This window comes from Aquitalea sp. S1-19 (genome assembly GCF_024343515.1).
The window spans coordinates 1-20,829 of record NZ_RJTZ01000056.1 but is presented as its reverse complement, the minus strand read 5'-3'; the positions used below and the strand labels follow the sequence as shown (position 1 = coordinate 20,829).

Annotated in this window: 34 protein-coding genes; 31 read left to right on the top strand and 3 right to left on the bottom strand. The window is 55.4% G+C overall.

Annotated elements, in window-relative coordinates:
- The 29 genes from EGI20_RS10065 to rplQ form a co-directional block, all read left to right on the top strand.
- A partial coding sequence (locus EGI20_RS10065) for an EF-Tu C-terminal domain-related protein (RefSeq protein WP_498631336.1) occupies nt 1-302 on the top strand: 302 nt, incomplete at its 5' end.
- Nucleotides 303-320: 18 nt separating this feature from the next.
- Nucleotides 321-632: a 30S ribosomal protein S10 gene (gene rpsJ / locus EGI20_RS10060; RefSeq protein ID WP_008955635.1), complete on the top strand. Its 312-nt coding sequence runs from the start codon at nt 321-323 to the stop codon at nt 630-632.
- Between the two features lie 143 nt (nt 633-775).
- Complete coding sequence (gene rplC, locus EGI20_RS10055; protein WP_124735783.1) at nt 776-1,420, top strand: 50S ribosomal protein L3; 645 nt, start codon at nt 776-778, stop codon at nt 1,418-1,420.
- Complete coding sequence (rplD, locus tag EGI20_RS10050) at nt 1,420-2,040, top strand: 50S ribosomal protein L4 (RefSeq protein WP_249616205.1); 621 nt, start codon at nt 1,420-1,422, stop codon at nt 2,038-2,040. The genes rplC and rplD overlap by 1 nt, the downstream gene beginning before the upstream one ends.
- Nucleotides 2,031-2,339: a 50S ribosomal protein L23 gene (rplW, locus tag EGI20_RS10045; protein ID WP_124735782.1), complete on the top strand. Its 309-nt coding sequence runs from the start codon at nt 2,031-2,033 to the stop codon at nt 2,337-2,339. The genes rplD and rplW overlap by 10 nt, the downstream gene beginning before the upstream one ends.
- A gap of 11 nt (nt 2,340-2,350) precedes the next feature.
- Nucleotides 2,351-3,184 (top strand): 50S ribosomal protein L2, encoded by an 834-nt coding sequence (gene rplB, locus EGI20_RS10040; RefSeq protein ID WP_124735781.1) that lies wholly within the window; start codon nt 2,351-2,353, stop codon nt 3,182-3,184.
- A gap of 5 nt (nt 3,185-3,189) precedes the next feature.
- Nucleotides 3,190-3,468, top strand: a complete 279-nt coding sequence (gene rpsS / locus EGI20_RS10035; protein WP_124735780.1) for a 30S ribosomal protein S19 — start codon at nt 3,190-3,192, stop codon at nt 3,466-3,468.
- Nucleotides 3,469-3,477: 9 nt separating this feature from the next.
- Nucleotides 3,478-3,807: a 50S ribosomal protein L22 gene (gene rplV / locus EGI20_RS10030; RefSeq protein ID WP_124735779.1), complete on the top strand. Its 330-nt coding sequence runs from the start codon at nt 3,478-3,480 to the stop codon at nt 3,805-3,807.
- A 10-nt stretch (nt 3,808-3,817) separates the two neighbouring features.
- Nucleotides 3,818-4,522, top strand: coding sequence for a 30S ribosomal protein S3 (gene rpsC / locus EGI20_RS10025; protein WP_124735778.1), 705 nt, complete (start codon nt 3,818-3,820; stop codon nt 4,520-4,522).
- Nucleotides 4,506-4,922 carry a 50S ribosomal protein L16 gene (gene rplP / locus EGI20_RS10020; protein WP_124735777.1) on the top strand — a complete coding sequence of 139 codons (417 nt, stop codon included), beginning with the start codon at nt 4,506-4,508 and terminating at the stop codon, nt 4,920-4,922. The genes rpsC and rplP overlap by 17 nt, the downstream gene beginning before the upstream one ends.
- Nucleotides 4,922-5,110, top strand: coding sequence for a 50S ribosomal protein L29 (gene rpmC / locus EGI20_RS10015; protein WP_124735776.1), 189 nt, complete (start codon nt 4,922-4,924; stop codon nt 5,108-5,110). The genes rplP and rpmC overlap by 1 nt, the downstream gene beginning before the upstream one ends.
- A 1-nt stretch (nt 5,111) precedes the next feature.
- Nucleotides 5,112-5,375, top strand: coding sequence for a 30S ribosomal protein S17 (gene rpsQ / locus EGI20_RS10010; protein ID WP_249616207.1), 264 nt, complete (start codon nt 5,112-5,114; stop codon nt 5,373-5,375).
- 200 nt (nt 5,376-5,575) lie between these two features.
- Nucleotides 5,576-5,944, top strand: coding sequence for a 50S ribosomal protein L14 (gene rplN, locus EGI20_RS10005; RefSeq protein ID WP_124735774.1), 369 nt, complete (start codon nt 5,576-5,578; stop codon nt 5,942-5,944).
- Nucleotides 5,945-5,953: 9 nt separating this feature from the next.
- Nucleotides 5,954-6,268 carry a 50S ribosomal protein L24 gene (gene rplX / locus EGI20_RS10000; RefSeq protein WP_249616208.1) on the top strand — a complete coding sequence of 105 codons (315 nt, stop codon included), beginning with the start codon at nt 5,954-5,956 and terminating at the stop codon, nt 6,266-6,268.
- Between the two features lie 9 nt (nt 6,269-6,277).
- Nucleotides 6,278-6,817 carry a 50S ribosomal protein L5 gene (gene rplE / locus EGI20_RS09995; RefSeq protein WP_124735772.1) on the top strand — a complete coding sequence of 180 codons (540 nt, stop codon included), beginning with the start codon at nt 6,278-6,280 and terminating at the stop codon, nt 6,815-6,817.
- A gap of 4 nt (nt 6,818-6,821) precedes the next feature.
- The gene (gene rpsN / locus EGI20_RS09990) at nt 6,822-7,127 is read left to right on the top strand and encodes a 30S ribosomal protein S14 (protein WP_124735771.1); all 306 of its coding nucleotides are present in this window, start codon (nt 6,822-6,824) and stop codon (nt 7,125-7,127) included.
- Nucleotides 7,128-7,140: 13 nt separating this feature from the next.
- Entirely contained in the window at nt 7,141-7,536 is a 396-nt protein-coding gene (rpsH, locus tag EGI20_RS09985) for a 30S ribosomal protein S8 (RefSeq protein ID WP_498631335.1), read from the top strand.
- 12 nt (nt 7,537-7,548) lie between these two features.
- Nucleotides 7,549-8,082 (top strand): 50S ribosomal protein L6, encoded by a 534-nt coding sequence (rplF, locus tag EGI20_RS09980; protein WP_498631334.1) that lies wholly within the window; start codon nt 7,549-7,551, stop codon nt 8,080-8,082.
- Between the two features lie 13 nt (nt 8,083-8,095).
- Nucleotides 8,096-8,449, top strand: a complete 354-nt coding sequence (gene rplR, locus EGI20_RS09975) for a 50S ribosomal protein L18 (RefSeq protein ID WP_124735768.1) — start codon at nt 8,096-8,098, stop codon at nt 8,447-8,449.
- Between the two features lie 13 nt (nt 8,450-8,462).
- Nucleotides 8,463-8,981 (top strand): 30S ribosomal protein S5, encoded by a 519-nt coding sequence (gene rpsE / locus EGI20_RS09970; RefSeq protein WP_124735767.1) that lies wholly within the window; start codon nt 8,463-8,465, stop codon nt 8,979-8,981.
- Complete coding sequence (rpmD, locus tag EGI20_RS09965; RefSeq protein WP_124735766.1) at nt 8,974-9,159, top strand: 50S ribosomal protein L30; 186 nt, start codon at nt 8,974-8,976, stop codon at nt 9,157-9,159. Before rpsE ends, rpmD begins: the two co-directional genes overlap by 8 nt.
- A gap of 1 nt (nt 9,160) precedes the next feature.
- Nucleotides 9,161-9,595 carry a 50S ribosomal protein L15 gene (gene rplO, locus EGI20_RS09960; protein WP_124735765.1) on the top strand — a complete coding sequence of 145 codons (435 nt, stop codon included), beginning with the start codon at nt 9,161-9,163 and terminating at the stop codon, nt 9,593-9,595.
- 11 nt (nt 9,596-9,606) lie between these two features.
- Nucleotides 9,607-10,926: a preprotein translocase subunit SecY gene (gene secY / locus EGI20_RS09955; RefSeq protein WP_124735764.1), complete on the top strand. Its 1,320-nt coding sequence runs from the start codon at nt 9,607-9,609 to the stop codon at nt 10,924-10,926.
- 271 nt (nt 10,927-11,197) lie between these two features.
- Entirely contained in the window at nt 11,198-11,311 is a 114-nt protein-coding gene (gene rpmJ / locus EGI20_RS09950; protein ID WP_011137711.1) for a 50S ribosomal protein L36, read from the top strand.
- Nucleotides 11,312-11,374: 63 nt separating this feature from the next.
- Complete coding sequence (gene rpsM / locus EGI20_RS09945; protein WP_124735763.1) at nt 11,375-11,737, top strand: 30S ribosomal protein S13; 363 nt, start codon at nt 11,375-11,377, stop codon at nt 11,735-11,737.
- 17 nt (nt 11,738-11,754) lie between these two features.
- Nucleotides 11,755-12,150 (top strand): 30S ribosomal protein S11, encoded by a 396-nt coding sequence (rpsK, locus tag EGI20_RS09940; protein ID WP_124735762.1) that lies wholly within the window; start codon nt 11,755-11,757, stop codon nt 12,148-12,150.
- Between the two features lie 18 nt (nt 12,151-12,168).
- On the top strand, nt 12,169-12,789 hold the full coding sequence (gene rpsD / locus EGI20_RS09935) for a 30S ribosomal protein S4 (RefSeq protein ID WP_124735761.1): 621 nt from the start codon (nt 12,169-12,171) through the stop codon (nt 12,787-12,789).
- 22 nt (nt 12,790-12,811) lie between these two features.
- On the top strand, nt 12,812-13,795 hold the full coding sequence (locus EGI20_RS09930; protein ID WP_124735760.1) for a DNA-directed RNA polymerase subunit alpha: 984 nt from the start codon (nt 12,812-12,814) through the stop codon (nt 13,793-13,795).
- Nucleotides 13,796-13,819: 24 nt separating this feature from the next.
- Nucleotides 13,820-14,212: a 50S ribosomal protein L17 gene (gene rplQ, locus EGI20_RS09925; protein ID WP_124735759.1), complete on the top strand. Its 393-nt coding sequence runs from the start codon at nt 13,820-13,822 to the stop codon at nt 14,210-14,212.
- A 45-nt stretch (nt 14,213-14,257) separates the two neighbouring features.
- Here rplQ and EGI20_RS09920 read toward each other — a convergent pair whose 3' ends face one another.
- Complete coding sequence (locus tag EGI20_RS09920) at nt 14,258-15,631, bottom strand: aminotransferase-like domain-containing protein (RefSeq protein WP_498631333.1); 1,374 nt, start codon at nt 15,629-15,631, stop codon at nt 14,258-14,260.
- A 201-nt stretch (nt 15,632-15,832) separates the two neighbouring features.
- Here EGI20_RS09920 and aptA point away from each other — a divergent pair, with 201 nt between their 5' ends.
- Both aptA and EGI20_RS09910 read left to right on the top strand, forming a co-directional pair.
- A complete protein-coding gene (gene aptA / locus EGI20_RS09915) occupies nt 15,833-17,149 on the top strand; it encodes an omega-aminotransferase AptA (RefSeq protein ID WP_235930206.1) in 1,317 nt (438 codons plus the stop codon).
- 14 nt (nt 17,150-17,163) lie between these two features.
- The gene (locus tag EGI20_RS09910) at nt 17,164-18,651 is read left to right on the top strand and encodes a CoA-acylating methylmalonate-semialdehyde dehydrogenase (protein WP_498631332.1); all 1,488 of its coding nucleotides are present in this window, start codon (nt 17,164-17,166) and stop codon (nt 18,649-18,651) included.
- A 61-nt stretch (nt 18,652-18,712) separates the two neighbouring features.
- On the opposite strand, the gene lnt is transcribed toward EGI20_RS09910, so the two are convergent.
- Nucleotides 18,713-20,218: an apolipoprotein N-acyltransferase gene (lnt, locus tag EGI20_RS09905; RefSeq protein ID WP_498631331.1), complete on the bottom strand. Its 1,506-nt coding sequence runs from the start codon at nt 20,216-20,218 to the stop codon at nt 18,713-18,715.
- Nucleotides 20,218-20,829, bottom strand: a 612-nt coding sequence (locus EGI20_RS09900) for a CorC family transporter (RefSeq protein ID WP_498631330.1), incomplete at its 5' end; no start/stop codon positions are given. The genes lnt and EGI20_RS09900, both read right to left, overlap by 1 nt.

Here is a 20,829-nt window from a genome sequence, read left to right as displayed (position 1 = left end):
AGCCGGGTTCCATCACCCCGCACACCAAGTTCACTGGTGAGATCTACGTACTGAGCAAGAACGAAGGTGGTCGTCACACGCCATTCTTCGCTAACTACCGCCCACAGTTCTACTTCCGTACGACGGACGTAACTGGTGCTGTTAGCCTGCCAGAAGGCGTGGAAATGGTGATGCCTGGCGATAACGTATCCATCACGGTTGAGCTGATTGCTCCGATCGCTATGGAAGACGGTCTGCGCTTCGCTATCCGCGAAGGTGGCCGTACTGTTGGTGCCGGTGTCGTCGCCAAGATCATCGCCTAATCAGGCGCGGAGAATAGTATGCAAAGCCAAAAAATCCGCATCCGCCTGAAGGCGTTTGACTACAACCTGATCGATCGCTCGGCTCAGGAAATCGTTGAAACTGCAAAGCGCACCGGCGCTGTTGTGAAGGGTCCGGTTCCGCTGCCGACCAAGATCGAGCGTTTCAACATCCTGCGTTCGCCGCACGTGAACAAGACGTCCCGCGATCAGCTGGAAATCCGTACTCACCTGCGTCTGATGGACATCGTGGACCCTACCGACAAGACTGTTGATGCTTTGATGAAGCTCGACCTGCCGGCTGGCGTTGACGTGGAAATCAAACTGCAGTAATCAGATATTCGCGATGCAGTTACGCTAAGTTATTGCATTGTATGAATTTTCTGTGATACATTTGCGGACTCGCAATTTTGCGAGTCCGCTTTTGTTTTTGTATGCTGGTCAATCGTAATCGGCACCTGCAAAAGGAAATAAACATGACTTTAGGTCTAGTCGGACGCAAGGTCGGCATGACCCGCATTTTCGCTGAGGATGGTGCTTCCATCCCTGTGACTGTGCTGGATATGGCTTCCAACCGCGTTTCGCAAATTAAAACCTCCGATGTGGATGGTTACACTGCTGTTCAGGTCGCCTTTGGCGAGCGTAAGGCAAGCCGCGTTGTTAAGGCTGCCGCTGGTCACTTCGCCAAAGCTGGCGTTGAGGCTGGTCGTGGGATGCGTGAATTCACGCTGACCGCTGAAGAGCTTTCCGCTTTCAAACCTGGCGATGCTATTACCGTGGAAATTTTCCAGGTAGGTCAACTGGTCGATGTGACCGGTACCTCCAAGGGTAAGGGCTTCTCGGGTGTGATCAAGCGTCACAACTTCTCGTCCAACCGCGCATCGCACGGTAACTCCCGTTCGCACAATACCCCAGGTTCTATCGGTATGGCGCAGGATCCGGGTCGCGTGTTTGCTGGTAAGCGTATGGCCGGCCAGTACGGTAACGTCAAGAGCACGGTTCAGTGCCTCGAGGTTGTTCGTATCGACACCGAGCGTCAGCTGATTCTGGTTAAGGGCGCTGTGCCTGGTGCTACGAATGGCGACGTGATGGTTCGTCCAAGTGTGAAGGCGGGTGCGTGATGGAATTGAAAGTAATCAATACCCAGGGTCAGGCTGTAGAGAACCTGCTGGCGTCTGATGCGCTGTTCGGTCGCGACTACAACGAAGCTCTGGTTCACCAGGTTGTGACTGCATTCCTGGCGAATGCTCGCAGCGGTAACCGTGCGCAGTTGACACGTGCCGAAGTTAGCCACTCGACCAAGAAGCCTTTCAAACAGAAAGGTACTGGCAATGCTCGTGCCGGTATGACTTCGTCCCCGATTCGTCGTGGCGGTGGTCGTGCTTTCCCGAACAAGCCGGACGAGAACTTCACCCAGAAGGTTAACCGCAAGATGTTCCGTGCTGGCGTTGCGACGATTCTGTCCCAGCTGGTACGTGATGAGCGTCTGATCGTGGTTGACAGTCTGTCGGTTGAAACGCCGAAGACCAAGGAATTCGCCGGTGTTGTGAAGTCCATGGGTCTGGAGCAGGCACTGTTCATCACCAAAGAGCTCGATGAAAATCTTTACCTTTCGTCGCGTAACCTTCCTAACGTTCTGGTGATCGAAGCCCAGCAAGCTGATCCATACAGCCTGCTTCGCTTTAAGAAGATTGTGATCACTCGCGACGCTGTCAAGCAACTTGAGGAGCAGTGGGCATGAATCAAGAACGTCTGATGCAGGTTATCCTCGCTCCGATCGTGTCCGAGAAAAGCACGCTGATCGCTGAGAAGAACCAGCAAGTTGCTTTCCGCGTTGTGACCGATGCCAACAAGACCGAGATCAAGGCTGCTGTCGAGCTGCTGTTCAATGTCAAAGTGGCCGCTGTTGCAACGATTAACGCCAAGGGTAAAACCAAGCGTTTCGGTCGCACATCGGGTCGTCGCAAGGACTGGAAAAAGGCTTATGTTAGCCTGGTGCCAGGTCAGGAATTTGATCTGACCGCAGCGTCCGCGGAGTAAGGAGATAGAGCATGCCTATCGTTAAAGTTAAGCCAACATCTGCCGGTCGCCGCGCAGTTGTCAAGGTTGTACACCCCGACCTGCATAAGGGCGCGCCTCACGCCGCTCTTATCGAAAAGAAAAATTCGACAGGTGGTCGTAACAATAATGGTCACATCACTACCCGTCATATGGGTGGTGGTCACAAGAAAAACTATCGCCTTATCGACTTCCGTCGTAACAAAGATAGTATTCCGGCCAAAGTTGAGCGTGTTGAATACGATCCGAACCGCACTGCGCACATCGCACTGTTGTGCTATGCAGACGGCGAACGTCGTTATGTGATCGCCCCGCGTGGCGTTAAGGCCGGTGAAGTTCTGCTGTCCGGCGCTGAAGCGCCGATCAAAGCCGGTAATGCGTTGCCAATCCGTAATATCCCGGTTGGTACGACCATTCACTGCATCGAGCTGCAGCCAGGCCGTGGCGCCCAGCTGGCACGCTCCGCTGGTCAGTCCGCTATGCTGCTGGCTCGCGAAGGCATCTACGCGCAGCTGCGTCTGCGTTCGGGTGAAATCCGCAAGGTTCACGTTGACTGCCGCGCCACGATTGGCGAAGTAGGCAACGGCGAACACAGCCTGCGTAAGATCGGTAAGGCCGGTGCAAACCGCTGGCGCGGTATCCGTCCGACCGTACGTGGTGTTGCAATGAACCCAGTGGATCACCCACATGGTGGTGGTGAAGGCCGTACTGGTGAAGGCCGCGTGCCGGTTAGCCCATGGGGCCAGCCGACGAAGGGCTTCCGTACACGTCGCAACAAGCGTACCGACAATATGATCGTACGCCGCCGCTATTCCACTAAAGGTTAATTGAAATGGCACGTTCGCTTAAAAAAGGCCCGTTTGTTGATCTCCACTTGCTGGGTAAGGTGGATGCGGCGCGTGCAACCAGTGACAAACGTCCGATCAAGACTTGGTCGCGTCGTTCGACCGTCCTGCCGGACTTCATTGGTCTCACGATTGCTGTTCACAACGGTCGCACTCACGTTCCGGTCTATATCTCCGAGAACATGGTTGGTCACAAACTGGGTGAATTCTCTCTGACTCGTACCTTCAAAGGCCATGCTGCCGATAAGAAGGCTAAGAAGAGGTAAGGTGAAGCGATGAGAGTATCTGCACATTTGAAAAACGCTCGCTTGTCGGCACAGAAGTGCCGCCTGGTGGCCGATCTTATCCGCGGTAAGTCCGTTGATGAAGCCCTGAACATTCTCGCATTCAGCCCTAAAAAAGGCGCTGAGCTGCTGAAGAAAGTGCTCAACTCGGCGATTGCCAATGCTGAGCATAACGAAGGCGCTGATATCGACACCCTGGTGGTGGCGACCGTTTTTGTTGACAAGGGTCCGAGCCTGAAGCGCTTTACGGCCCGCGCCAAAGGTCGTGGCAATCGCATCGAAAAGCAGACTTGCCACATTACGTTGACCGTAGGCAATTGAGGGGTTAGCAATGGGTCAGAAGATTCATCCGACGGGATTCCGTCTTGCCGTTACTAAGAACTGGTCTTCGAAATGGTACGCCAGCTCCCAGGATTTCCCTGGCATGCTGTTGAAAGATATCGAAGTCCGTGAGTTCCTGAAAAAGCGTCTTGCTCACGCATCCGTAGGTCGTGTAGTGATCGAGCGTCCGGCCAAGTCCGCACGCATCACGATTCACAGCGCACGTCCGGGTGTGGTGATTGGCAAGAAGGGCGAAGACATCGAGCTGCTCAAGCGTGATCTGCAGAGCAAGCTGGGTGTGCCTGTGCACGTTAATATCGAAGAAATCCGCCGTCCTGAAGTGGATGCGCAAATCATTGCCGACGGCATTGCTTCTCAGCTCGAGAAGCGTGTGATGTTCCGCCGTGCCATGAAGCGCTCCATGCAGAACGCCATGCGCATGGGTGCCCTGGGCATCAAGATCATGAGTGCTGGTCGTCTGAACGGTATCGAAATCGCCCGTACCGAGTGGTATCGTGAAGGCCGTGTGCCTTTGCACACTCTGCGTGCTGATGTCGATTACGCGACTTCTGAAGCCAAGACCACCTACGGTATCATCGGTATCAAGGTTTGGGTCTACAAAGGCGATCTGAAGCCGGGTCAGGTTCAGGCTGCTCCAGTAGCGCCTGAGAAGAAAATCAGAAAGTCGGGGGCACGAAATGCTGCAGCCAACTAGACTCAAGTACCGTAAACAGCACAAAGGCCGTAACACCGGTATCGCCACCCGTGGTAACAAGGTGAGCTTCGGTGATTTTGGTCTGAAGGCTGTGGGTCGTGGCCGTCTGACCGCGCGTCAGATCGAGGCAGCTCGTCGCGCCATGACTCGTCACATCAAGCGTGGTGGTCGTATCTGGATTCGTGTATTCCCAGATAAGCCGATCACCTCCAAGCCTGCCGAAGTGCGTATGGGTAACGGTAAAGGTAGTCCGGAATTCTACGTGGCAGAAATCCAGCCTGGCAAAATGCTGTATGAGATGGACGGTGTAGCTGAAGAGCTCGCCCGCGAAGCTTTCCGCTTGGCCGCAGCAAAATTGCCGATCGCCACTATGTTTGTGATTAGACAGGTAGGTCAGTAATGAAAGCGTCCGAACTGAGAGCAAAGAACGTGGACGAGCTGAAGGTTGAACTGTTGAGCCTGTTGAAGGCCCAGTTTGCCCTGCGCATGCAAAACGCCACGCAGCAGCTCGCCAAAAACAGTGAACTGAAGAAAGTTCGCCGCGACATCGCTCGTGTGCGCACCATTCTGAAAGAGAAGGCTGCTTAATATGAGCGAAATCAAAATGGTACGTACGCTGACTGGTAAAGTCGTCAGCGACAAGATGGACAAGACCGTAACCGTACTGGTCGAGCGCAAAGTTAAGCACCCGATCTATGGCAAGGTGATCCGTCTTTCCAACAAGTTCCACGCACACGACGAAGCCAACGAGTATCGTGAGGGTGATCTGGTTATTATCAGTGAATCCCGTCCGCTCTCGAAGACTAAGACGTGGGTGGTAACTAGCCTGGTCGAGAAAGCTCGTCAGGCGTAAAGCTTGCAGAGGGGGCAGCCCCTCTGTATAATGGCCACTTCCCCATCATGTCTGGTGGGGATCTGCCCTTACGGGGTCCAAAACTGGCCGTTAGATACGCCGCAATTATTGCGGCGTTTCATCTGTGAAGTCGCTCAGCAACGCAGCTGACCTATCAGATGAAAGTGACGGGGTAAGTTGGATAAAAAAGGTAATCATAAATGATCCAAATGCAGACCATGCTTGAGGTCGCGGATAACACTGGTGCACGTCATGTCATGTGCATTAAAGTGTTGGGCGGCTCCAAGCGTCGCTACGCTAGCGTTGGCGATATTATCAAGGTGACCATCAAGGATGCTGCTCCGCGCGGCCGCGTCAAGAAAGGCGACGTATACAACGCTGTTGTTGTACGTACTGCCAAAGGCGTTCGTCGTCCAGATGGCTCGTTGATCAAGTTCGACGGTAATGCTGCGGTATTGCTGAATGCCAAACTTGAGCCTATCGGCACTCGCATCTTCGGGCCTGTTACGCGTGAACTGCGTACCGAGCGTTTCATGAAGATCGTGTCGCTGGCACCGGAAGTGCTGTAAGGAGCTAGCATGCGCAAGATTCGCAAAGGTGATGAAGTCGTAGTAATCACCGGTAAAGATAAAGGTAAGCGTGGCACCGTGTTGCGTTCGCTGGAAGGTAAAGTTGTTGTTGAGGGCGTTAACGTCGTCAAAAAACACATGAAACCAAATCCGGTACGCGGCATCGCAGGCGGCATCGTTGACAAGACCATGCCGATTGACGTGTCCAATGTGGCCATTTTCAACACAGCTAGCCAGAAGGCTGATCGTGTTGGCTTCAAGACACTTGAAGACGGTCGCAAGGTGCGTGTGTTCAAGTCCTCCGGCGAAGTCGTCGGGGCTTAAGGAGTCAACATGGCACGTCTTTACGATTTTTACAAAGAAACGGTTGTTGCTGATCTGGTAAAACAGTTCGGTTACAAATCGATCATGGAAGTACCGCGCATCGAGAAGATTACCCTGAACATGGGTGTCGGCGAAGCTGTTGCGGACAAAAAAGTCATGGAATTCGCCGTTGGTGATCTGCAGAAGATCGCCGGCCAGAAGCCAGTTGTGACCACCGCTCGTAAGTCGATCGCCGGCTTTAAGATCCGTGATCACTACCCGGTTGGCTGCAAGGTGACGCTGCGCCGTGAGCGTATGTACGAATTCCTGGATCGCCTGGTTACGATTTCGCTGCCACGTGTACGCGACTTCCGTGGTGTGTCCGGCAAGTCTTTTGACGGCCGTGGCAACTACAACATGGGCGTTAAAGAGCAGATCATCTTCCCGGAAATCGAGTACGACAAGATCGATGCTCTGCGTGGTATGAACATCACCATCACCACCACGGCGAAGACTGACGAAGAGGCCCGCGCACTGCTGGCTGCTTTCAAGTTCCCGTTCAAGGGTTAAGCACATGGCAACACTTGCACTGATTAACCGTGAAGAGAAGCGTACCAAAACTGTTGCAAAATTTGCAGCAAAGCGCGAAGCACTCATCGGCATCATCAATAACCAAAGTCTGTCTGACGATGAGCGCTTTGCTGCTCGTCTGAAGCTGCAACAGCTGCCGCGTGACGCTAGCCCGGTTCGCCAGCGTCGCCGTTGCGCTATCACTGGTCGTCCACGTGGCGTTTTCCGCAAATTCGGTCTTGGCCGTAGCAAATTGCGTGAGATCGCCATGAAGGGTGAGATTCCTGGCGTTACAAAGGCCAGCTGGTAATAGGAGAAAACGAATGAGCATGCATGATCCTATTTCCGATATGTTGACCCGCGTTCGTAACGCTCAGCGTGCTTCGAAGGTTTCGGTTTCTATGCCGTCTTCCAAGCTCAAGGTCGCTATCGCTCAGGTTCTGAAAGAAGAAGGTTATATCGAAGACTTCGTCGTTGCCGGTGAAGAAAAGAAGCCTTCTCTTGATATCCAGTTGAAGTACTACGCTGGTCGTCCGGTCATCGAACGTATCGACCGTGTATCGCGCCCTGGTTTGCGCGTGTACAAGGGTTCGAACGAAGTCCAGAAGGTCCTGAACGGCCTGGGCGTGACCATCCTTTCGACCTCCAAAGGTGTGATGACCGATCGCAAGGCACGTGTTGCCGGCGTCGGTGGTGAACTCCTTTGCATCGTGGCGTAAGGGGAGGGTTTAATGTCTCGCGTAGCTAAAAATCCCGTTGCGATTCCAGCCGGCGTTGAAGTTAAATTCACCGCAGAAGAAATCGTTGTTAAAGGCCCGATCGGGAGCCTGAGCACTGCTTTGTGCGCAGACGTTGTCGTTAAGCTGGACAACAATGAGCTGACTTTCGCAGCCCAAAATGACAGCAAGTTTGCACGTTCCATGTCCGGTACGCTGCGTGCTCTGCTGAATAACATGGTTATTGGTGTTACCAAAGGCTTCGAGCGCAGGCTCCAGCTGGTAGGCGTGGGCTATCGTGCCCAGGCTCAAGGTGATGCTGTAAACCTTTCTCTCGGTTTCTCCCATCCGGTTGTCCACAAGATGCCGGCAGGTGTTTCGGTAGAGACTCCGTCTCAGACCGAGATCCTGATCAAGGGCGCAGATAAGCAACAAGTCGGCCAGGTAGCAGCGGAAATCCGCGCATATCGTTCGCCAGAGCCTTATAAGGGCAAGGGTGTTCGCTATGTTGGCGAGGTTGTGACGCTGAAAGAAACCAAGAAGAAGTAATTGAGGCACTGACATGGATAAGAAACAAACTCGACTCCGCCGCGCACGCAAAACTCGTGCACGCATTGCGGAGCTCAAGGTGGTGCGTCTGTCTGTACACCGCACCAACTGCCACATTTACGCTCAAATCATTGATGCGACCGGTAGTGTTGTGCTTGCCAGTGCTTCCAGCCTGGAAGCCGAAGTGCGCGCAACCATTACCAATGGTGGCAACGTAGATGCAGCTGTTGCAGTCGGCAAGCGTATTGCCGAAAAAGCTAAGGCTGCAGGCGTTCTGCAGGTTGCCTTCGACCGTTCGGGCTTCAACTACCACGGCCGTATCAAGGCCCTGGCTGATGCAGCTCGCGAACACGGCCTGCAATTCTAATTCGGAGTGAAGAATGGCTAAGCACGAGATTGAAGATCGTGGCGACGGTCTGATCGAAAAAATGATCGGCGTCAACCGCGTCACCAAAGTGGTGAAGGGCGGTCGCATCATGGCTTTCTCCGCTCTCACCGTTGTAGGTGATAGCGACGGCGGCATCGGCATGGGTAAGGGCAAGTCCAAGGAAGTGCCTGTTGCCGTGCAAAAAGCGATGGAGCAAGCCCGTCGCACCCTGGTGAAAATCCCGCTCAAGAACGGCACGCTGCATCACGCTGTTTTTGGTAAGCACGGTGCTACCACCGTCTTCATGCAGCCGGCCAAAGAAGGTACCGGTGTGAAGGCTGGCGGCCCGATGCGTGCGATTTTCGACGCCATGGGTGTGCGTAACGTTTCTGCCAAGGTTCATGGCTCGACCAACCCGTACAACGTAGTTCGCGCTACGATTGACGGTCTGTTGAAGATCCAGACGCCTGCTCAGATCGCTGCCAAGCGTGGTCTGACCGTAGAAGAAATTCTGGGGGCGCATCATGACTAATGCTAAGACTGTCAAAGTGACCCTGGTTAAGAGCCTGATCGGTCGCCTTGAGTCGCACAAAGCTTGTGCGCGTGGCCTGGGTCTGAAAAAGATCCGCCAGACTGTTGAAGTGCTGGATACCCCTGAGAATCGTGGCATGATCACGAAGATCAACTATCTGCTGAAATGCGAGGGCTAACATGGAACTGAATACCGTTAAGCCTGGCGTTGGCTCCAAGCACGCCAAGCGCCGTGTAGGTCGTGGCATGGGTAGTGGTCTGGGTAAGACTGCTGGTCGTGGTCACAAAGGTCAGAAGAGCCGTGCCGGTGGTTTCCACAAGGTCGGTTTTGAAGGCGGTCAGATGCCACTGCAGCGTCGTCTGCCTAAGCGTGGCTTCAAGTCGCTGTCCGCTGGCAAGACTTCTGAAGTACGTCTGTCCGATCTGGCTTCGCTGCCAGTTGACGAGATCGATCTGTTGGCTTTGAAGCAGGCTGGTCTGGCAACTACGCAGGCTTTGGCTGCTAAGGTCATCCTGTCCGGCACCATCGATCGCGCTGTTAAGCTGCGTGGTGTGGCTGTGACTGCTGGTGCCCGTGCTGCTATCGAAGCTGCGGGTGGCGTTATCGTTGAATAAGGCGTAAGTACGTGGCGAATACTTCTCTAGTGGCAAACACCAATAAATTTGGTGATCTCAAGCGTCGCATCTGGTTTTTGATCGGCGCCCTGATCGTATACCGTATTGGTGCGCATATTCCGGTACCCGGGATCAACCCTGCCGAGCTAGCGAAGTTGTTCCAGTCGTCGCAAACGGGTCTGCTGGACATGTTCAACATGTTTTCCGGCGGAGCCTTGTCGAGATTTACGGTTTTTGCCATCGGCATCATGCCGTATATCTCGGCCTCCATTATTCTGCAGCTAGGCTCCGAGGTTGTGCCTCAGCTCAAGCAGCTGAAGAAGGAGGGCGATGCGGGGCGTCGTAAGATAACCCAGTACACGCGTTATGCGACCGTTTTGCTTGCGACTTTCCAAAGTTTCGGCATTGCGGTGATGCTCCACAAGCAGCCTAATCTGGTGGTTGTCGGTCAGTGGGAGTTTTATCTCTCGACCGTAGTAACCCTGGTGACAGGTACGATGTTCCTGATGTGGTTGGGCGAACAGATTACGGAGCGAGGTATCGGTAACGGTATTTCTCTTATTATCTGTGCCGGTATCGCATCGGGTGTGCCTGCTGCCATCGGCAAGACTTTGACGCTTACCGGTCAGGGTTCTTTGCCCGTGTTGTTTGCGATCCTCCTATTTGTCGGGGTGATTGCCGTAACCTATCTGGTTGTGTTCGTTGAACGCGGTCAGCGCAAGGTTTTGGTCAATTACGCCAAGCGTCAGGTGGGTAATCGTGTGCAGCAGGGACAAAGCACGCACCTGCCGTTGAAACTCAATATGGCCGGGGTGATTCCGCCGATTTTTGCATCCAGCATCATTCTGTTTCCGGCGACTGCTCTCGGGTGGTTCGGTAGCGGAGAGGGTGTCGGTTGGTTGAAGTCGATTGCAGACAAACTGCATCCAGGTCAGCCGCTGTATGTCCTGCTGTATGCTGCAGCGATTATTTTCTTCTGTTATTTCTATACCGCCTTGGTATTCAATCCCAAGGAAACGGCAGATAACCTGAAGAAAAGTGGGGCTTTTATTCCCGGTATCCGTCCAGGCGAGCAGACTTCCCGTTATATCGAGAAGATCATTCTGCGGCTGACATTGATTGGTGCCGTTTACATTACTCTGGTATGTCTGCTGCCTGAGTTCCTGATCCTGAAGTGGAATGTTCCATTCTATTTTGGCGGGACTTCGTTGCTGATTATCGTAGTGGTGACAATGGATCTGATGGCGCAGGTTCAGTCCTACGTGCTGTCTCACCAGTATGAAAGCTTGCTGAAGAAGGCAAACTTCAAGGGTAATGGCCTTACCCGTTGATATACCGAGTTCGCTGGGTTATTTGGCTAGGAAGATACGATCCAGATGCAGGGCGGGGTTGTTATGGCTCCGCCCTCTACGGACTTCATGGTCAAACTGAATCTGGGTATGTAGTCACCGGATGATGCTTGTTTTTGGTCGCGGCCTTCGGGTCGAGACTGCAGATAGGCAAGGAAATGTCGGCGATAGATGCTGATTTTCCACTTTTCGGGTGGTCATCGTGCTCCAGGCGAAGTAACGCTAGCTCTTTCGTGTTCGATAAGGAACTGATATGCGAGTACAACCTTCGGTAAAGAAAATTTGCCGTAATTGCAAGATCATTCGCCGCAACCGTGTGGTTCGCGTGATTTGCACTGATCCCCGTCACAAACAGAAACAAGGCTAACATTTGTTAGCCGGAAGCTTGCGTGGTACAATCGCAAGCTTTTCTAGGTCTTAAGGATAGACTATGGCCCGTATTGCAGGGGTAAACATCCCCAATCATGCGCACGCCGTTATCGGCCTGCAAGCAATCTACGGCATCGGCCAGACCCGCGCTAAGCAGATCTGTGCAACCGTTGGCGTAAATCCTGCCTCTAAGGTCAAAGATCTGACCGATGTGGAGATGGAATCGCTGCGTGAGGCTGTTGCCAAGTTCACCGTAGAAGGTGATCTGCGTCGCGAAGTTACCATGAGCATCAAGCGATTGATGGACATGGGCTCCTATCGTGGCCTTCGCCATCGCCGTGGCCTGCCGTGCCGCGGTCAGCGTACCCGCACTAATGCTCGTACCCGCAAGGGACCGCGCAAAGCGATCGCTGGCAAGAAGTAATTTAAAGGATCTCTGAAATGGCTAAAGCAAACACAGCAGGTCGTGTACGCAAAAAAGTGCGCAAAAGCGTAAGCGAGGGCATCGTCCACGTTCATGCTTCCTTTAATAACACCATCATCACCATCACTGACCGTCAAGGGAATGCTTTGTCTTGGGCTACCTCCGGCGGTGCTGGTTTTAAAGGTTCGCGCAAAAGTACACCGTTTGCAGCTCAGGTAGCTGCAGAACATGCTGGTAAAGTTGCCCAAGAATATGGTGTAAAGAATCTGGAAGTTCGCATCAAGGGCCCAGGCCCAGGTCGCGAATCTGCAGTTCGTGCTCTCAACTCGCTTGGCTTCAAAATTACCAGCATCTCCGACGTGACGCCGGTGCCGCACAACGGCTGCCGTCCGCCCAAAAAACGTCGTATCTAATTCGGAGAGTGTGAGAACATGGCACGTTATATCGGCCCAAAATGTAAACTCGCGCGTCGCGAAGGCACGGATCTGTTCCTGAAAAGCGCGCGTCGTGCACTTGATTCCAAGTGCAAGCTCGACACCCCACCTGGCCAGCACGGTGCTCGTAAGACCCGTCTGTCCGAGTACGGTGTTCAGCTGCGTGAGAAGCAAAAAATTCGTCGTATCTACGGCGTCCTGGAACGTCAGTTCCGCAACTACTTCGCTGAAGCCGTACGCCGCAAGGGTTCGACTGGCGAAAACCTGTTGCAGATCCTCGAGTCCCGTCTGGACAACGTAGTGTATCGCGTAGGTATCGGTTCGACTCGTGCTGAAGCACGTCAGCTCGTCAGCCACAAGGCTGTGACTGTTAACGGTCAAACCGTGAATATCCCGTCCTACCAGGTTAAGGCCGGTGACGTGATTTCCGTTCGCGAAAAGAGCAAGAAGCAGGTTCGTATCCAGGAAGCCCTGGCGCTCGCAGAGCAGATCGGTTTCCCGTCTTGGGTCGCAGTTGACACCAAGAAGATGGAAGGTGTCTTCAAGACTGTTCCGGAGCGTTCCGAACTGTCTAGCGATATCAATGAACAGCTTGTTGTGGAATTCTACTCCAAGTAATCGCTAGCTCTAGGGAATGTCTATGCAAAACAACGCTTCGGAATTTCTTAAACCCCGTCTGATCGATGTTCAGCCGGTAAGTGCTACACATGCCCGCGTTTCCATGGAACCGTTCGAGCGTGGCTATGCACATACCTTGGGTAACGCTCTGCGTCGCATCCTGCTGTCGTCGATGCCGGGCTTTGCTCCGACCGAAGTGACCATCGCTGGCGTTTTGCATGAGTATTCCGCACTTGATGGCGTTCGGGAGGATGTTGTAGATATCCTCCTGAACCTCAAGGGCGTGGTGCTTAAGCTGCATGGTCGTGACAGTGTCGTTCTGACCCTCAAAAAAGAGGGACAGGGTCCTGTTCTGGCTAGCGATATCGATTTGCCGCACGATGTGGAAGTGATTAATCCTGACCACGTCATCTGCCATCTTTCGGCAGGCGGTAAGATCGAAATGGAGATCAAGGTTGAAAAGGGCCGTGGCTACCAGCCGGTTTCCACGCGCGTCAACAATGATGAAAACCGTTCGATTGGTACCATTCAACTCGATTCGTCGTTTTCGCCGCTCAACCGTGTCAGCTTTGCCGTTGAAAGCGCACGTGTAGAACAGCGTACCGACCTTGACCGTCTGGTCATGGACATCGAGACCAATGGTGTCATCGAGCCGGAAGAGGCTGTCCGCGAGGCTGCCCGCATCCTGATTGACCAGTTGTCCATTTTCGCCGATCTCCAGGGCACGACGGTAGAAGTCATCGAAGAAAAGCAGCCTCCGATCGATCCGATCTTGCTGCGCCCCGTCGACGATCTCGAACTGACGGTACGTTCGGCCAACTGCCTTAAGGCTGAGAACATCTATTACATCGGTGATCTGATCCAGCGCACCGAAACCGAGCTTCTGAAAACTCCGAACCTCGGCCGTAAGTCTCTGAACGAGATCAAAGAAGTTCTTGCCTCTAAAGGTCTGACTCTGGGCATGAAGCTCGAGAACTGGCCACCGGCAGGGCTCGAAAAACCGTAAGGTTTGGGATAAAAGGACAATAGAATGCGTCATCGTTATAGCAATCGTAAACTGAATCGCACGACCAGCCATCGTCTGGCCATGCTCCGTAATATGGCGGTATCGCTGCTGCGTCACGAAGTTATCGTGACTACGCTGCCTAAAGCCAAGGAGCTGCGTCGTGTTGCCGAGCCGCTTATCACGCTTGGTAAAAAGCCGTGCCTGGCCAACCGCCGTCTGGCGTTTGACCGCACCCGTGATCGCGAGATTGTGGGCAAACTGTTCGACGTTCTGGGCGAGCGTTACGCTACCCGTAACGGCGGCTATGTTCGCATCCTGAAGTACGGTTTCCGTAAGGGCGACAACGCTCCTATGGCTCTGGTAGAGCTGGTAGACCGTCCGGAAGGTGAAGCTGTCGTTGTTGACGACGCTGAATAAGCCGACGCAGTTTAAAAAAGGCCATCCTACGGGATGGCCTTTTTGTTATTTACCGTCCAGAAAATCCCACAGCAGGCTGTTGCGGCTGTAGGCGACATTGAAGCGCCACCAATCCTGATAGCCGTCGCTGCTGGAAAACAGCTTGCCCGGTGCCAGCATAATGCCCTGCTTGCGTGCACGCTCGGTCAGATTGGCGGCATCGCAGCTGGCCGGAGGTTTTGCCAGCAGAAACAGGCCGTGTTCAGGCTGGGCAAACAAACTCCATCCGGCCGCGTGAAAGCGCTGTTGGCAGAGATATTGTGCCTGGCTCAGCGCATCGCGCGCATCATCCAGTTGACGGCGGCTGCCTGGCGCACCGTTTAGCTCCATCACCAGCATTTCATTCAATACCGGCGTAGTGAGCCCGGATATCATTTTGTAGCGCAGCAGCAGTTCACTATGTCCGCTATGGCTGGCGACATAGCCTACCCGCAAGCCGGGTGCCAGCGATTTGGAAAAGCTCCCGATATACAGGCTTTTGCCGGGTGCGGCCAGCGAGCACAAAGGAGGCTGCGGCTTGGGGTGGAAGGGCTGGGCGACATTGTCTTCCACCACGATGCAGTCGTGCGCATCCATCAGCTTCATCACCGCATGGGCTGTTGCCAGTGTATAGCTGGCACCGGTCGGGTTGTGCAGCAGCGGGTTGGTAAAAAACAGTTTCGGCTTGTGCCTGGCCAGCAGTACCTCTAGTTGTGCCAGATCTGGCCCTTGTGCCGTCCAGGGTACACCTACCAGATTAAAGCCCCTGAAGCGCAGGCAGGAAATCAGGTTGCAATAGCCGGGCTCATCGATAAACAGTGTGTCGCCTGGCCTGGCCAGCGTGCATGCCACCATATCCAATGCCTTGCTTGCACCTTGGGTCAGGATAATGTGCTCGGGAGAAACATCCAGATGTTCCCGGGCTAGCTGACGTGCGATTTCAGCGCGCAAGGGTGCATAGCCCTTGGGGTCGCCATAAGGGTGGAAAGGCTCGTTGCGCCGGGCTATCGCCCGCATGGCTCGCGCATTGGCTTCACGGTCGTACCAGTGCTCCGGCAGCCAGCCGCAGCCTGCCATCAATAGCTTGCTATCACGCTGGTAAATGCGGCTAAGCAGCCAGTCATCGTCCACCGGCAAAGTGTTCAGCGCAGGGGAGGGGGGGGCTGACTGACGGCCTTGTGCCGCAACATAGTAGCCAGACCCTTTGCGGGAAACTGTATAGCCTCTGCTGACAAGGCGTTGATAGGCTTCGCTGACTGTAAAGGTACTGATCTGGTGCTCTTGGGCATATTGGCGTACGGAGGGCAGGCGGCTGCCGGGTGGCAATATGCCTTGATCGATGCTGTCGCACAGGCGCATCACGATTTGCTCGGCCAGTGTGGCGTTTGCGGCTTTGCCCATAGGTTTCGTCTTTGCTGCTTGCAATTCCCTTAGCATAACTGCTTATTTTGGCGAGCACAGCCTCAGTCGCTCTTTTGTCGTAACTGTACAGCGCATATTTCTGTACGGCTTGCTGCTTTTCGAGCTAACTGCCTCTGTTATGCCATCTTGCTCCTGTCTACATTGCTGTTCATGGCACGCATGTGCAATGAGGAGAAAACCATGACCCAGGATCAGATGCAGGCTTACTGGATGCCATTTACATCCAACCGCCATTTCAAGAGCGCACCGCGCATGCTGGTTTCCGCTGACGGCATGTATTACCGCGACGATTTGGATCGGCAGATCCTGGATGGTTGCGCCGGTTTGTGGTGTGTGAACGCAGGCCACAACCGCCAGCCTATTGTCGAGGCTATACAAAAGCAGGCGGCCACACTGGATTATGCCCCCCCTTTCCAGATCGGCCACCCCAAGGCATTTGAGGCGGCTGAACAGCTGGCGGCAATGGCACCGGCAGGTTTGTCCAAGGTGTTCTTCGTCAACTCCGGTTCCGAGGCGGCGGATACTGCGCTAAAAATGGCCATTGCCTACCACCGCGTGCGTGGTGACGCGGCGCGGGTCAAGCTGGTCGGGCGCGAGCGCGGTTACCACGGCGTCAACTTTGGCGGTATTTCGGTCGGCGGCATCGCGGGTAACCGCAAGCTGTTCCCGGTTAGCCTGCCGGCGGTCGACCATATCAAGAGCACGCATGATCTGGCACGCAATGCTTTCAGCCGCGGCGAGCCCGAGTTCGGTGCCGAGCTTGCGGACGAGCTGGAGGCGCGCATTACCACCTTGCACGATCCCTCCACTATCGCTGCGGTCATTGTCGAGCCTATGGCCGGCTCGACCGGGGTGCTGATTCCACCCAAGGGTTATCTGAAGCGGCTGCGTGAAATCTGCGACAAGTACGGCATCCTGCTTATTTTTGATGAGGTCATCACCGGCTTCGGTCGTCTGGGCGCCGATTGGGCCGCCAACCGCTTTGATGTCCTGCCCGATATCATTACCTGTGCCAAAGGGCTGACCAATGGCGTCGTACCCATGGGCGCCTTGCTGATCAAGCCCGAGATCCATGATGCTTTTATGGCGGCCGCGGCAGACCGGGCTATCGAATTCCCGCATGGCTATACCTACTCGGCCCATCCGCTGGCCTGCGCCGCGGCGATTGCGACGCTGGATGTCTACCGCCAGGAGGGCTTGTTCGGGCGTGCCGCAACACTGGCGCCACGTTTTGAAGACAAGGTGCATGCGCTGCGTGGCGAGCGCCATATCAAGGACATCCGTAATCTTGGACTGGTTGCCGGCATCGAGCTGGAGAGCCGCCCGGGCGCGCCGGGCGCGCGCGGTATGGATGTCTTCCTCAAGTGCTGGGAGAAGGGCGTACTGGTGCGCTTTACCGGCGACATTATCGCCTGCTCGCCGCCTTTGATTATCAGTGAACAGGAAATCGACACACTGTTTAGCGTGATTGGCGAAGCCATTCACGAAACCGAATAAGAAGGAAAACCATCATGCAAAGCATTACCCATTTTATCGGTGGCGAGCATCACGCCGGCCAGAGTGACAGACATAGCGAAGTTTTCAATCCTGCATTGGGCGAAGTGATTGCCCATGTGCCCTTGGCTACGCTAGATGAAGTCAATGCCGCCGTTGCCTGCGCGCGCCGTGCCTTTCCGGCCTGGGCCGAGACACCTCCGCTCAAGCGCGCACGGGTCATGTTCAAATTCAAGGCATTGCTGGAAGAGAACCAGCAAAAAATTGCCGAGCTGATTTCCCGCGAGCACGGCAAGGTCGTCTCCGATGCCATGGGCGAGGTGACGCGTGGTCTGGAGGTGGTCGAGTTTGCCTGCGGTATTCCGCAACTGCTCAAGGGCGAATTTACCGAGCAGGTGGGGGGCGGCATAGATAGCCACTCCATGCGCCAGCCCTTGGGTGTGGTCGCCGGTATTACGCCATTCAACTTTCCGGCCATGGTGCCGATGTGGATGTTCCCGGTCGCCATCGCTTGTGGCAATACGTTTATTCTCAAGCCATCCGAGCGCGATCCGTCGACGGCGCTTTTGCTGGCCGATTTGCTCAAGCAGGCGGGCCTGCCGGACGGCGTGTTCAATGTGGTGCATGGCGACAAGGTCGCGGTGGACGCGCTATTAACCCATCCGGATGTGGCGGCCTTGAGCTTTGTCGGCTCGACGCCGATTGCCCGTTACATTTATGAAACCGGTGCCCATCACGGCAAGCGGGTACAGGCTTTGGGCGGTGCCAAGAATCATCTGGTAGTGATGCCGGACGCGGATCTGGATGGTACGGTCGAGGCGCTGATCGGTGCGGCTTACGGCTCGGCCGGCGAGCGCTGCATGGCGATTTCGGTAGCAGTGGCCGTAGGCGATGTGGCCGATGCGCTGGTGGCGAAGCTGGCCGAACGTGCCCGCTGCCTGAAGATAGGCGTAGGCGGCGAGGCGGAGGCGGAGATGGGGCCGCTGGTAACGCGCACTCATCGCGACAAGGTGGCCGGCTATGTCGACGCCGGTGTCGCGGAAGGGGCAAAGCTGGTGGTCGATGGGCGCGCTTACCGCCATCCCGGTTATGAGAACGGTTTTTTTATCGGCCCTTGCCTGTTTGATCATGTCTCCCCCGAGATGACCATCTATCAGGAGGAGATTTTCGGGCCGGTGCTGGCGGTGGTGCGCGTGCCCGACTTTGAAAGTGCCGTGCAACTGATCAATGCCCATCCTTACGCCAACGGCACCGCTATCTTTACCCGCTCGGGTGCGGCTGCGCGCGAGTTCGGCCACCGTATCCAGGTCGGGATGGTCGGCGTCAATGTGCCGATTCCGGTGCCTATGGCCTTCCACAGCTTTGGCGGCTGGAAGGCCTCGTTGTTTGGCGACCATTCCATGCACGGCCCGGAAGGCGTGCGCTTTTATACCCGTATCAAGACCATCACCAGCCGCTGGCCAGAGAAGCTCACCGCCGAGTTTGTCATGCCCACCATGAAGTAAGGTGTGACGGTAGGAAAAGAGCCGGCATCATGCCGGCTCTTTTGTTTCTTCTGCCTTGTGCTTAACCGGTTTTGGTCGCGCGGCGGCGCTGCCACCACTCGAACACCATCACGCTTAGCAACAGGACTGCACAGCCCACAATCACCGGCAAGTTGCCGCTACGCATATAGGGGGTCAGGCCGCGCCGCCCCTGAACCTCGACCTTGAGCACCTGTTCGGTGTCCGGTTCCGCCAGACTCTGGATGCTGCCGTCCGGGTTGATCAGTGCCGTCATGCCGGTATTGGTCGAGCGCAGCATGGGGCGTCCGGTTTCCAGCGAACGCGCTTGCGACAACTGCAAATGCTGGTCCATGGCCGAGCTTTTGCCGAACCAGGCAAGATTGCTGACATTGGCCAGCAAGGTGGCATCGCGCGCCGGGCCTATCAACTCCTCGCCAAAACTGTCCTCGTAGCAGACATTGAACGCGACTTTTTGTCCGGCCAGCATCAATGGTGCCTGTGCCGGTCCGCCGCGCGAGAAGCCGGATAGCGGCATATTCATATACTGGTAGATCCAGCCGATGAACTGCGGCAGCGGAATAAACTCGCCAAACGGCACCAGATGATTCTTGGCGTAGTAGGGCAGGCCGGGCTGGCTGAAGGCGACCACCGCATTGAGATAGCCCTGGCCGTCGTCAGTGCGGCGCGGAATGCCGATGGCGATATCCATCTGCTTGGCCTTGGCTTCACGCTGAATCATGCTGATCAGCCCTGGCGGCAGGTCTTCCAAGAACAGCGGGAAAGCGGTTTCCGGCAGGATCATCAGGTCGGCACGCTGGCTGCCTATCATCTGGTAGTAGCGCTCTATCGTCAGTTGCAGCACTTCCGGGCTCCATTTGAGCGCCTGCGGAATATTGCCTTGCGCCAGTGCCACGCTGACCGGCTGGCCGGCATTTTGCGTCCAGCTTACCGACTTCAATAGTTGCGCGCCGCCCCACAAGCTGATTAACAAGGCGATCAGTGCCAGACGTCCGGCCTTGGCCAGGCGCGGTAATACCACCAGTGCGCCTGCGCTCAAGGCCACGGCAAAGGTTACGCCGTGAATGCCGCTGACAGCGGCAAGGCCGGCCAGCGGACTTTCCGCAATCTGGCTGTAACCGATCGCACCCCACGGAAAGCCGGTAAACATCCAGCTGCGCAGCCATTCACCCAGCGTCCACAAGGCGGGAAATGCAACGAGCCAGCGTAGCCACGGCCTCTCACTCAGTCTGACGGCAAACAGCATGGCCAGCGCCGGGTATAGCGCGAGATAAGCGGGCAGCAGCAGTGTTGCCAGTGCCGCCGGCAAGGCCGGCAGCTGGGCGACATCATGGAGGCTGTTGTAGATCCAGTTGAAGTTGGCGGTATAAGCCGCCAATGCCCAACCATAGCCCAAGGCAAACGCGTGGCGCGGATGGCGTTCGACAAGTTCGGCCAGTATGGCCAGCAGCAGCGGCATCAGCCAGAACAGACGGTAGGGCGCGAAGGCAAATAGCGTGGCGGTGCCTGCCAGCAGGCAGGCAGCCAGATAGAAAAACTTCTTCGGCATCAGGCGTCCTGCTCGCTGCTGTCGTCATCGCCTTTGTCGCGCCGTGGCGCAACCACCAGCGTATGCAGGCGGCGGCTGTCGGCGCGCAAAATGGTAATGTCCAGCGGGCCCAGGGCGACTTTTTCGCCGCGCTTGGGCATATGCGCCATCGCGGTCAACACCAGTCCGCCCAGGGTATCGGCATCATCGTCGGAAAAGTCCGTGCCGAAGAAGGCGTTGATATCTTCGATTTCGGTTTGCGCCTTGACCCGGTAGCGCCGGCCGCGAATGGGGACGATATTGTCTTCGGCTTCATCGAAGTCGTATTCGTCTTCAATATCTCCGACGATCTGTTCGATGACGTCCTCGATGGTCACGAGGCCGGAGACGCTGCCGTATTCATCCACCACGATGGCCATATGATTGCGCGTGCTCTTGAAATCCTTGAGCAACACATTGAGCGGCTTGGACTCCGGGACAAACACCGCCTGGCGCAGGGTGTCGCGCAGATCGAACAGCTTGGGATTGTGGAAGTAGCGCAGCAAATCCTTGGCCAGCAGGATGCCGACAATATCGTCCTTGTCGTCATCAATCACCGGGAAACGCGAGTGGGCGGTGTCCATGACGAAGGG